Raw genomic sequence first — 11,038 nt, 5'->3', positions numbered from 1 at the left:
CGGCACCTGCGCCGTCCAAACCTGCGACCGACCCGCCGCCACCGCCCAAGCAGCCCACCTCATCGCCTGGCAACACGGCGGCCCCACCGACCTGACCCACGGCGCACTGCTCTGCAGCCGACACCACACCCTCGCCGACCACCCCGACTACCGCATCGAACACCTACGCCCCGGACGCATCCGCATCCACCGACGCTGCTGAGCCGATCTCTACGCAGAGGTTGGTCCGGGCGCGCTCGCGTCAGCCGGCAGGCCGGCATCGATCAGCTGCTCCCAGCACTCGAGGAAGTCCTCGTTGAGGTGCCGGTTGTCGTCCAGCGCTCCCGAGACGACGGCACCGGTCCGCGCCATCATGAGCTTCTCGGCGCCGCCGCGCGGGTCGCGGTGGTCGAGCCGGCGCAGCAGCTCCTCGAGCCGGCCGGTGACCCATCGGCGGATCTCCTTGGCCGCGACGCGCGATGCGTGGGCGCCGGTGAACTCGGCCGAGGCGTTGATGAAGGGGCAGCCACGTCGCATCGCGGCGAAGTCGTCGCGCGTCAGCACGGTGGCGAGCTCGGTCAGGGCGCGGCGCGGGTCGTCGGGATAGGCGTCGATGATCGCGTCGACCTGGGTGTGGTCGTACGAGGCCCGCCGTCCCAGGTACGCCGCGATCAGGTCGTCCTTGGACGGGAAGTGGCGGTAGAGGGTCACCCGGGTGACTCCCGACTCGGCGATGATGCGTTGGATGCCGACGGCGTGGATGCCCTCGTCGTAGAACAGCCTGTCCGCCGTCAGCAGGATGCGTTCCCTCGCCTTCGAGGTCTGCCCCGTGGCCGTCGGCGTCGGCGTCGACGGTCCGACGGATCCGCGTGCGGGGAGTGTCATGGCCGCTCTGCTCCTCTGGCTGAACTCGATCCAGTGCCGTTGCCGGGGCCCTTGCCAAGGTCTCGGTCGCGCCTCTACGTTAGCCCGCAGGTAGGTAGATCGATCGGTCTACCCGTGAAGCGGAGGATCCGAGATGCCCGAGCACGCCCCTGTCCTGTTCATCCACGGCCTGTGGCTGCACGCCAGCTCATGGGACGACTGGATCGGTCACTTCGCCGCCGCCGGCTACGACGGCTCCGCCCCGGGGTGGCCGGGAGACCCGGACACCGTGCTCGAGGCCCGTGCGCATCCTGAGGCCATCGCCGATCACGGCATCGACGATGTCGTCGCGCACTTCGCCGAAGTGATCGAGGCCCTGCCTGCCAAGCCCATCCTCGTCGGGCACTCCTTCGGCGGCATGATCGCCCAGCGGCTCCTCGGCGAGGACCTGGCGGCCGCGGCCATCGCGATCGACGCCGCACAGATCAAAGGGGTGCTCCCGCTTCCCCTCTCCGCACTCAAGGCGACGCTGCCGGTGTTCAAGAACCCGGCCAACAAGCATCGGGCGGTGTCGCTGACCGCCGAGCAGTTCCGGTTCGCCTTCGGCAACGCGATCCCGGCCGAGGAGTCGGACGCCCTCTTCGAGCGCTGGGCGATCCCGGCCCCCGGAAAGCCACTGTTCGAGGCGGCGGCCGCCAACTTCAACCCGCACTCGCCCGCCAAGGTGGACACGGCCAATGCGGGCCGCGGGCCGCTGCTGCTCATCATGGGCGGCCAGGACCACACGGTCCCCGAGGCGGTCACGAAGGCCACCCTCAAGCAGTACCGCCACAGCGAGGCCACCACCGACCTCCAGGAGTTCTCCGACCGCGCCCACTCGCTGACGATCGACCACGGCTGGCGCGAGGTCGCCGACGCGTGCCTGTCGTGGCTCAAGGACCAAGGGTTGTGAGCATGGACCTCGAGCTCGCCGGCCGGACCGCGCTGGTCACCGGTGCGAGCAAGGGCATCGGGCTGGCCATCGCCCGTGCGCTGGCGGCCGAGGGTGCCTCGGTCGTCGCCGGTGCCCTCACCGGGAGCAGCGAGCTCGACGAGCTGGCCGGGTCGGCCGACGTACGCGTCGTGTCGGTCGACCTCACCACCCCGGCAGGCCCCGGGGAGCTCGTCGACGTCGCGGCGGGGCTCGGAGGCATCGACATCCTGGTCAACAACGTCGGCGCCGTCCGCCCGCGGCTGCAGGGCTTCGCGGCGTTGACCGACGACGACTGGGACTGGGCGCTGACCATCAACTTCCTGGCCGCCGTGCGCACCATGCGCAGCGCGATCCCGCACATGGTCGACCGGCCGGGCGCCAACATCGTCACCATCAGCTCCGTCAACGCCTTCCTCCCGGATCCGGGGGTCATCGACTACAGCGCTGCGAAAGGTGCGCTGACGAACCTCTGCAAGTCGCTCTCGAAGGAGCTGGGGCCCGGGATCCGCGTGAACACGATCAGCCCGGGGCCGGTGCGGACCGACCTGTGGCTCGGCAGCAACGGCGTGGCGGCGACGGTCGCCCACGGGAACGAGGCCGACCCTGCCGAGATCGTCCGACGACAGGAGGCGCAGGCCGCCACCGGTCGCTTCACCTACCCCGGCGAGATCGCCGATCTCGTGCTCTTCCTGGCCAGTCCACGCGCGGCGAACATCACCGGCAGCGACTTCGTCATCGACGGCGGTCTGATCACCACGCTCTGACCTGCCCGCGACGGGCGGGGCCCGCCATGTCAGCCCGCCGTCAGCCCGCGGTGTCAGCCCGCGGTGTCAGCCCTCCACGTGGCGCGACCACGAGTACGGGCCGAAGCTCGTGCTGGTCGTGGGTCGGTGGCCACCCGGGGTGACGACCAGCTTGAGGTACTCCAGCGGCACCGTGCTCCCGTGCACGACGATCCGGTGGAAGTTCGAGACGTCGTACGACGGGTGGCTGTTCCAGGCGTCGTAGGAGCACACTCCCGCGTCGGCGGCGCACGGTGCGGCATGCTGGAGCGGGTTGTCCGAGCGGTAGACGTGCGAATCGCCCTCGAGAGCGAGCACCGGGCGGCCGAACGCCTCGGTGTGCTCGGCCAGGCTCTGCACGATCGGTTCGTACTGGCTGAGGTGGGCCGCCGTCTTGCCGTCGAGGTCCCACAAGTCGGCCTGCTCGACCAGCACGAGGCCCTGGGCGTCGTCAGCCGACGCGACGGCGAAGGCGCGGTCCAGCCAGCGCAGGTCGGCAGCCGTGCGCTGCCGGGTCTCCGCCGCCTGCTCGTCGCTCATCGCCGGCGCGCCGTACCAGGGGTCGGTGTCGTTGTTCGAGCCGCCCGGGATGTTGAGCGTGACGAACACGAACCCCTTCTGCTTCCAGATCACGTTCTCGACGTACGCCGCGTCCTCGGGGTGCGCCGGGTCGAACGCGGTGGCCTGCGAGGTCGTGTGCAGGGACCCGCTCCCGAGCGTGGCGCCCGGCTCCGGGAAGAAGGTCGAGCGGACCAGGTCGAGGTTCCGGACCGGGTTGCCGCCCGCGTAGTCCACCGGGTTGCCCTGCGCGTCCTTGACGACGTCGATCTGCCCGGTCGTCCTGTTGTAGGTGCCGCCGCCCTCGGCAGCCTTGTGGCAGTCGGTCCACTCGTTGTCACCGGGCGTGTACACCAGCGGATCCGCGAAGTGGCTCCACAGCCCCGCGATCTGCCGGTCGTACGCCTCGGTGCAGAACTGCTTGCCCGAGTGGATGTCTCCGACGTGGACCACGGTGCTGACCTCGGGGTCGGCGTTCACCGACTCGATGAACGCCGGCGTCGCGTCGGTCTCCGACGTGTCGGTCGGACCCACTCCGTAGGGCGCGTCGCCGTAGACGGCGTAGGTGAACGAGCCGTGGGTGCTCGTCTTGCCGACGGGCTCTGACTGCGCGGCATGGGCGGCGAGGGGGAGGACGATCAGGGCCGCGCCGGCGGCGACGGCCGGGATGAGTGAGGTTCGCATGGCTCTCCTGTGCTCGGGGGTCATCCTCACTCTGGACAGGGGGATCGCGGGGTGGTCGACAGTGACGTGAAGGTCCGGCGAACACCTGTCGTCGCGGGCGACGGGCGAAGGGCCCCGAACCAGAGGTCCGGGGCCCTTCGTCCAGGATCGAGCGATCAGAGGAACTGGTTCAGGAACGCACGCGAGTACGCCGTGTCGACCCGCTGGTAGCTGCCGTTGGCGTTGCAGGTCAGCGAGTTGACGTACGACGCGTCCCCGATCACGTACGGCCCGAGGAACGCACCTCCGCCGGAGTCGCCGAAGCACGATCCGCCACCGGCCTTCGAGTCGCGGTCGTTGATCTGGAAGACCACGACCTCGCTCTGGACGTTCTTGAGGAACGACGTGGTCGAGCGCCGCTCCCTGATGACGACCTGCGCCTTCTTGTCACCGATCTCCACGCCGTACCCGACGAGTGTGAAGGTCTGGTCCTTGAGCGCACCCTGGTTGGCGTCCAGGGTGCCGAGCGGGAGCAGCGGAGCCGGCGAGACGGCGGGCCACTTGCTCGTGGCCGGGGCGTCGAGCACGACCACGCCCTGGTCGTGCTGCTGCGAGATGCTCAGCTTGCCGGTCCACGCGGGGTCGGGGTGGGCCGTGCCGGTGATGTAGTGCGCGGCGCGGGCGGCACTCTCCGCCGGCGTGATGTTCGCCGCGAGCGGGTCGCCGGGCAGGTCCGTGTCGAAGGAGACGTAGACGTTCGTGGCCGGGTGCGCCGCGTCGACGCCGGTGCAATGGCCGGCCGTGAGCACGACGGTGGGCGAGATCAGCGTGCCCGAGCAGCGGAACCTGCCCTCGGACGTGGTGAAGCGAACGACGCCGACGTTGGTGTGCACCTCGTCGCGCTGGCCGTCGGTGATCGCCGAGGCCGGCTGGGCCTGCGCCACGAATCCGATGACGAGCAGGAGGCCTGTGAGCGCCGCGCCCACATGACCGAACCGAATCTTCTGCATCAGGAAGTCCCTCCCGTTGGTGGTCCTGCAGTCCACCACCGGGATCAGGCTCGGAGAATCGCCAGAACCGATGATGACTTCCCGCCGGTCGCGTTCGTGGGGCGCCGGCCTCAGCCGGGCTCGCGGCCCGGCCCGAGCCGGTCGAGCAGCCCGCGCACCGACGCGGGCACGGGAAGGTCCGACGCCCACGGTGCCGGGACCGGCGGGTCCGCGACCCATCGGCCGGGCACGAGTCCGCTCCAGACACCCGGGTCGGCGCCGGCCGTCTCGGGCGTGGCCGGCCAGTCGTCGGCGATCTTCAGCAGCCAGCCGCCGTCGGAGATCGGCAGCGACAGCACCAGGGTCGCGGCCAGCTCCTTGCGGTTCGGGGGTCGCACCTCCTCGGTGCGCCCGGGCAGCACCACGTCGCTGAACAGGTCGAGCGCGGCGGGGTGGTCGTCGACAGGGGTCAGCCGGCCGCGGACGGTGGCCGAGCGGTAGTTGACCGACGACTCGAAGGTCGTCGGCGCGACCACGAGCGCGTCGATCGCGAAGACCGTCAGCACGGCCGGCGCTCCTGCCGCGACCTGACGAAGCGCGCCGGCGCCGGTCGAGCCGTGCAGCAGGACGCGGTCGCGGTCGCGGGCGTACAGCATCGGGACGGCGAGCGGCTCGCCGTCCACCACGCACGAGAGCACGCCCGCCCACTGCGAGTCGAGCAGTGCGTCCAGGGCGGCACGATCCTGCACCCCCAGCTCCGGATAGCGGTTCAGGGCGGTCACGACTCGGCCCTCGCGGACGGGAGGACGGCACGGGGCATCACGACGTCATCGTGGCACTGGTGGCGGGTCGTCGGGGCGTTGCGGCGAGCCGCGTCACAGCGTGCGGACCCACGTGGCCACTCCTTCGTCCAGGGCGAGCGTCGCGTCGGTCTCGGCAGCCGCCTCGAGGTCGTGCGTGGCGAGGACGACCGACGCGCCCCGCGCGGCCTCCTCCCGCAGCGCTGCGATCATCCGCCCGCGGTTCTCTGCGTCCAGGTCGCTGGTCGACTCGTCGGCGAGCAGCACCGCCGGGCGCAGGGCGAAGGCCCGCGCCAGGGCCACCCGCTGCTGCTGGCCTCCCGAGAGCTGGTCGACGAGATGGCGACCGGACTCCGCCAGGCCGACCCGCGTGAGCGAGTCGTCGACGCGGGCCAGCGCCTCGCGTGCGGGCACCCCGAGTGCGAGCAGCGGGACCAGGACGCTCTCCTCGGCCGTGAGGGCACCGCCCAGGCCGTTGCCCTGGGGCACGAGGACGACGCCGGCCCGTGCGGCGCCCTCCCGATCCTCGAGCACGGAGCCGTCGACGCACACGGTGCCGCGCACGGTGGCGGCCGCTGGGCGGATCGCACCGGCCAGCGCCCACAGCAAGGACGACTTGCCGGCGCCTGAGGGGCCCGTCACCGACAGCAACCGCCCGCCGGGCACGCGCAGGTCCAGCGGGTGCACGGCGACGGTGTCGCCGTACGTGACGCTCAGTCCGACCGCCCGCAGCTCGCTCATGGCCGCTCCGGCCGCAGCTCGTAGTGGTCGCCCACCTCGTGGATCCGGACCAGCGTGCCCGGCGGCAGCCCTTCGCGCAGGTGGCCCAGGAGCGGGAGGAAGCCGTCGGCGGTCACCACGGCGTACTCCTCCCCGCTGCGGCCCTCGCCGCCGATCCGACCGTCGCGGATGGTCACGGTGCGCGGCAGCACCCGGGCCACGTCGGGATCGTGGGTGACCAGGACGACGGTCGTCCCGTACGTGCGGTTGACGTGCGCGAGCGCCGCCAGGACCTGGTCGCGGGCGGCGTGGTCGAGCTGGCTCGTGGGCTCGTCGCACAGGAGCAGGCCGGGGCGGGTGGAGATCGCGACGGCGACAGCTGCCAGCTGCAGCCCGCCGGGTGTCAGCTCGCTCAGCGGTCGGTCGGCGTGGTCGGCGAGCCCCACCTCCGCGAGGACCTCCCGCGGGTCGGTCAGCGGCCTTCCGGCCCGCCGTGCCGGGTGCTGGGCGAACCGGACGTTGTCGTCGGGGGTGGCGTGCGGGAGCAGGTTGCGCCCGGCGCCCTGCAGCATCAGCGCGATCTCGGTCGCGCGCAGGCGGTCGAGGTCGCGCGGCGGCGCGGCGGACAGCTCCGTGCCGCCCACGAAGACCTTGCCGGCGCTGGGCCGGAGCACGCCGGCCAGGAGGCTCATCAGGGTGGACTTGCCCGACCCGGACGGCCCCAGCAGCCCGACCATCTCGCCCGGGGTGACGTGCAGGTCGACGCCGGAGAGCGCGGCCACGTCGTGCCCGTCGGCGTGGTAGATGTGCACCAGGCCGCGGGTCCGGATCTCGAGTCCGGGCATCAGACGGTCTCCTTCACGCGCTCCAGGTGCGCCCGGCGGGCGACCCGGCGGCCCGCCAGAGCGGCCGCCAGCGGCAGCACCACCACGTAGACGGCGGCGGCGAGCAGGACGGCCGGCCACGAGGTGGCCAGGTCCACGACGGGAGTCTCCAGGGGCGCGCTGAAGAGCGGGACATCAGGCAGGGCCAGCGCCCCGCCCACCAGGCCGGAGACGACGCCGGCGGCGATGGCGAGCAGGATGGCCGGCTGCTGGGCCCAGACCGCCAGGCGCCGGGTCGTGCGCTTCGCGGCGCCGCTGAGTCGCAGCACGGCGAGGTCACGGGAGCGCTCGCGCCAACCCGTGATTGCAAGCACGAGCAGGACGAGCAGCGCGATGAGGATCGCGGCCGCGCCGACCACCGCCCCCAGGGCGAGGCTCCAGGTGGCGACGGTGTCCTGGTAGGACTGCCGGACCGCCGTGAAGCGGCGTACGCCGTTGACGGTGATCCCGTGCCCGCGCAGTGAGCTCCGCACGGCCGCCAGGAGCGCAGGGTCGTCGACGAGCCAGGCCTCCATCCGGGCCTCGTGGCCGATCTGTACGCCGCGGGAGAGTGAGTCGATGTCCACCAGCGCCGAGCGCCGGGGCATCGTCGGGACGAGGACGACGCGACCGACCGAATGCGCCGGCCGGTCCTTGCCGTCGAGCCCGGTCACCTCCACTCCGAGCGGATCGCGGCGGGCGGTGGGGAGCAGCGCTGGGACGGTGACCGGGACCCAGGCCGGCGTGACGTCGGCCGGGTAGATGCCCTGGGCGCTCACCGCGAGGTGCAGGACACCGTCGGACCCCGAGCCGCTCGGCCGGATGACGGAGTACTGGCCCTTGGTCGTGTTCCAGTCCGTGGCCGGGGAGCCCCAGTCGACCGGCCGCCCGTCGACCCGCAGGTCGCTGAGGTCGAGCTCGCCGTCGATCTGGACCCCGGGAGCCGCGGTGACCTGCACGGCCGCCAGCTGACAGCCGGCGGCGCAGGCCGGGTCACGGGCGACGAGCGTCGTGCGGCCGCCGGACCGTGCGATCGCGCCGAGCGGGATCGTCCGGAGCGCCCCGGTGGAGGTGGTCGCGACGAGGTCGATGTCGACCTCGGAGTCGGTGCCGAGCGCGTCCTTGGCGGTCGCCCCCTCGCCGGTCTGCACCGTCAGCGACATCCGCGTCCCCGTCAGCGTGACGGGCCTCTTGTCCGGGGGCGCGATCGCTCGCCACTGTGCGGCGGTCGGCGCGCCGCGCGGGAAGAAGGCGATCCGGCGGAAGCCGTCCGGCTCCACGGCGAGCGTGGTGCCGGCGACCAGCACCGGGGTCGCACGGCGGCCGGTGGCGTCGACCGACCGCAGCGCCTCGCGGACCCCGTCCACGTCGTGTCCCTCCAGCCGGAGCACCACCGGCGCGCCGGCGTCCTGCTCGCTGGCACTGGTGCGGTTGCGCGCGCCCACGGCGAGGGCGTCGACGGCGAAGACGGCGAGCGCGGTGGCCACGGTGATCACCGCGATCACCGCACGGGTGTCCCGCCGCCGGCCCGTCTCGAGCAGGGTCATGCCGGTGACGAGCCGCCCTCGGCGCAGCTGCGAACGCCCCGACGCGGACGCGGCGGGACCGGTGACGTGCGCGAGCAGCAGCCCGGCGAGCAGCGCCAGGAGCGCGGGGCCGGCCAGGGCGAAGGGCCCGCTGAGGCTCCCGGTGACGAATGCGAGGACGCCCGTGCCCACGGCGGCGATGAGGAAGGCGTCGAGCGCGCCGAGCGCCCAGCGTGTCGACGGGGCCTGCCCGCGGCGAACCAGGCCGTCCAGCGGCTCCCGGGCGACGCGTACGGCGGCCGCGACCGTGGTCAGCACCACGGCCGCCACGGCGAGGGTGATCGCCGTGACGAACCCCGGGCCGATCTCGAACGGTGTCGATCCGGGCAGCAGCGCCCGGGCCAGCGCGCCACCGAGCAGCGCGACCGCCGCCCCCGGTATGACGCCCACCAGGAGGACCGGCAGCAGCTCGATCAGCAGCAGGCCGACGGCCCCGGCGGGCCCACGGCCGCGGAGTCGGGCGACGGCTACCTCCCCGCGCCGCTGCTGGGTCGCGGCTCCGAGCACCAGCCAGAGGACGTACAGCGCCAGCACGGCCATCGGCGCCATCAGCATCGGCACGGTGCGATGGGCCTGGCGGGTCTGCGCGCGAACGTCCTTCGTGACGAGATCGAGGTCGGTGACGACGTACAGGCCCTCGCTCGCGATGCCGCGTGACACCTGGCTCACGCGATCGCCGAGCGTCAGCACCTCGTCGACGCCGATCGTCGCGGTGCGCACCGGAGCACCTGCCTGCGCGGTCTCCCCGGGCAGGATCGGACTGTCGACGAAGGTCTCCTCGGTCGTCAGCCACGCGTCGTGGGCGGCTGTCGGATCGGTGCCCTGGGAGACGCCCGAGATGCCCAGCAGGGTCTGTCCCTGCCACCACTCGGTGTCCCGAGGCTCGTAGGTGCCGACGACCTCGAGCGGCACGGCCTGCTGACCGTCGAGTGCCGTGCCCACCGTGGGGGTCGCGCCGATCGAGAGGCCGTAGCTCTTCGCGTCGACCTCGCTCACCAGGATCTGCCCCGGCCCGGTGGGACAGGTGCCGCTCAGCAGGCGGAGGTGTGCGCACTCGCCCTCCCGCCAGACGAGCGGGCCGGTCGGCGGGACGGATCCGAGCGGTGAGGTGACGCTGGCGGTGCGGCCGAGCACGGGCGGACCGAGGCGTGCAGCGACGTCGCCCGGAACCATCTCCTCGAGGCCGCGGGGGTCCTGCGCCTCCGTGGCACCGCCCGCGTTGACCTGCGCCTCCGACACGATCGTGACGGTCTTCTCGGCGAGGTCGGCATGGGCCAGCAGGGTGTCGACGAGCGCCTGCTGCATGGCCCGGTCGTAGACCGGCGCGAACGCGGTGCACGCGGTGATCAGCGCGGAGACGGCGACGAGCGCCAGGGTCTGTCCGCGCCGGTGGCCCAGGGCGGAGCGCCGCGCGAAGCGGATGGGCGACCAGCTCGGTCCGCGCCGGGATCGCCAGCCCCTCATCGCCACTTCCTGTCGTCGTATAGGTGCGGGGAGGGTATCCCGTCCTCGGCACGACGGTGTGGGGTTGAGCAGCGTCTCAGGATTCCAGCGTGGCGAGCAGCGCCCGGTCCTCCTCGGACAGCCAGGTCTCCTCGAGAAGGGTGGCCCCGGCCGACCGCAGCGCCGCGCTGAGGGGTCCGGCCCAGAGGTGCTCGATCAGGGCGACGACGGCGAGGCCCTGCTCCGGGACGACGTCGGCCAGCGACCAGGTCTCCGCAGCGCCCGGCTCCTCGGCAGCGACGCCGCCGAGGAGGGCGGCCGCCACCTCGCCGCGGCCCTCGAGGTGGGCCTCCACGATCTCGAGCGTCCCGTCGTCGGCACGGCTCACGACGAGCAGGTCGACGAGGCGTACGACGCCCGCCTCACCCAGGCGCGTCAGCTCGGCGAGCACCGACCCGTCGAAGTGCGGCTCGTCGAGACCGAGCACGAGCACCTGCACCGGCCCCGTGCTCACGGCCGCGCCCTCACGGCTGCTCGCTCACGGCTGGACCCTGGCGGAGATCGTCGTGAACTCCTCGTCGGTGATCACGCCCTTCTCGCGCATCCTGCGGAGCTGGCGCACGACCTTCGGCTCCCTCGCGGTGGTCGCGGACCGGCCCATCGGCGGGAGGGCCAGCGACGCAGGCACCGGCTCGTTCGGATGTTGCAGGGCGTGGATGTGCGCAGGGGTCAACCTGCCGCCGTAGTAGGGCACCTGCCCCGTCATCCCCGCCCGCTGCAGCTGCCTGGGCACCAGGATCATCGGAGACCTCCTTCGA

Annotated in this window: 11 protein-coding genes and 1 pseudogene; 3 read left to right on the top strand and 9 right to left on the bottom strand. The window is 72.7% G+C overall.

The window, feature by feature from the left end; translation table 11 throughout:
* A pseudogene (locus ABD205_RS00675) lies at nucleotides 1-202 on the top strand (HNH endonuclease signature motif containing protein); the annotation flags it as partial.
* Nucleotides 203-210: 8 nt separating this feature from the next.
* Here the strand turns inward: ABD205_RS00675 and ABD205_RS00670 are convergent.
* The gene (locus ABD205_RS00670) at nucleotides 211-864 is read right to left on the bottom strand and encodes a TetR/AcrR family transcriptional regulator (protein ID WP_344041354.1); all 654 of its coding nucleotides are present in this window, start codon (nucleotides 862-864) and stop codon (nucleotides 211-213) included.
* 133 nt (nucleotides 865-997) lie between these two features.
* Here ABD205_RS00670 and ABD205_RS00665 point away from each other — a divergent pair, with 133 nt between their 5' ends.
* A complete protein-coding gene (locus ABD205_RS00665) occupies nucleotides 998-1,795 on the top strand; it encodes an alpha/beta hydrolase (protein ID WP_344041352.1) in 798 nt (265 codons plus the stop codon).
* Between the two features lie 2 nt (nucleotides 1,796-1,797).
* Complete coding sequence (locus tag ABD205_RS00660) at nucleotides 1,798-2,580, top strand: SDR family NAD(P)-dependent oxidoreductase (protein WP_344041350.1); 783 nt, start codon at nucleotides 1,798-1,800, stop codon at nucleotides 2,578-2,580.
* Nucleotides 2,581-2,646: 66 nt separating this feature from the next.
* On the opposite strand, the gene ABD205_RS00655 is transcribed toward ABD205_RS00660, so the two are convergent.
* The 8 genes from ABD205_RS00655 to ABD205_RS00620 all read right to left on the bottom strand — a co-directional run bounded on the left by ABD205_RS00655 (nucleotide 2,647) and on the right by ABD205_RS00620 (nucleotide 11,022).
* The gene (locus ABD205_RS00655; protein WP_344041348.1) at nucleotides 2,647-3,840 is read right to left on the bottom strand and encodes a hypothetical protein; all 1,194 of its coding nucleotides are present in this window, start codon (nucleotides 3,838-3,840) and stop codon (nucleotides 2,647-2,649) included.
* A 155-nt stretch (nucleotides 3,841-3,995) separates the two neighbouring features.
* On the bottom strand, nucleotides 3,996-4,829 hold the full coding sequence (locus tag ABD205_RS00650) for a trypsin-like serine protease (protein ID WP_344041346.1): 834 nt from the start codon (nucleotides 4,827-4,829) through the stop codon (nucleotides 3,996-3,998).
* Between the two features lie 110 nt (nucleotides 4,830-4,939).
* A complete protein-coding gene (locus tag ABD205_RS00645) occupies nucleotides 4,940-5,590 on the bottom strand; it encodes a pyridoxamine 5'-phosphate oxidase family protein (RefSeq protein WP_344041344.1) in 651 nt (216 codons plus the stop codon).
* Nucleotides 5,591-5,683: 93 nt separating this feature from the next.
* A complete protein-coding gene (locus ABD205_RS00640; RefSeq protein WP_344041342.1) occupies nucleotides 5,684-6,349 on the bottom strand; it encodes an ABC transporter ATP-binding protein in 666 nt (221 codons plus the stop codon).
* A complete protein-coding gene (locus ABD205_RS00635) occupies nucleotides 6,346-7,173 on the bottom strand; it encodes an ABC transporter ATP-binding protein (RefSeq protein WP_344041340.1) in 828 nt (275 codons plus the stop codon). Before ABD205_RS00635 ends, ABD205_RS00640 begins: the two co-directional genes overlap by 4 nt.
* Entirely contained in the window at nucleotides 7,173-10,241 is a 3,069-nt protein-coding gene (locus tag ABD205_RS00630; RefSeq protein ID WP_344041338.1) for an FtsX-like permease family protein, read from the bottom strand. The genes ABD205_RS00635 and ABD205_RS00630 overlap by 1 nt, the downstream gene beginning before the upstream one ends.
* Nucleotides 10,242-10,317: 76 nt before the next feature.
* Nucleotides 10,318-10,734 (bottom strand): DUF6325 family protein, encoded by a 417-nt coding sequence (locus ABD205_RS00625; protein WP_344041336.1) that lies wholly within the window; start codon nucleotides 10,732-10,734, stop codon nucleotides 10,318-10,320.
* A 24-nt stretch (nucleotides 10,735-10,758) separates the two neighbouring features.
* Entirely contained in the window at nucleotides 10,759-11,022 is a 264-nt protein-coding gene (locus tag ABD205_RS00620) for an SHOCT domain-containing protein (protein ID WP_344041334.1), read from the bottom strand.
* Between the last annotated feature and the right edge of the window lie 16 nt (nucleotides 11,023-11,038).

This window comes from Nocardioides panacihumi, assembly GCF_039530925.1.
GTDB classification, from domain to species: Bacteria; Actinomycetota; Actinomycetes; order Propionibacteriales; family Nocardioidaceae; genus Nocardioides; species Nocardioides panacihumi.
Note: the sequence above shows the minus strand (reverse complement) of the source record. Positions and strands in the feature narration are given on the sequence as shown.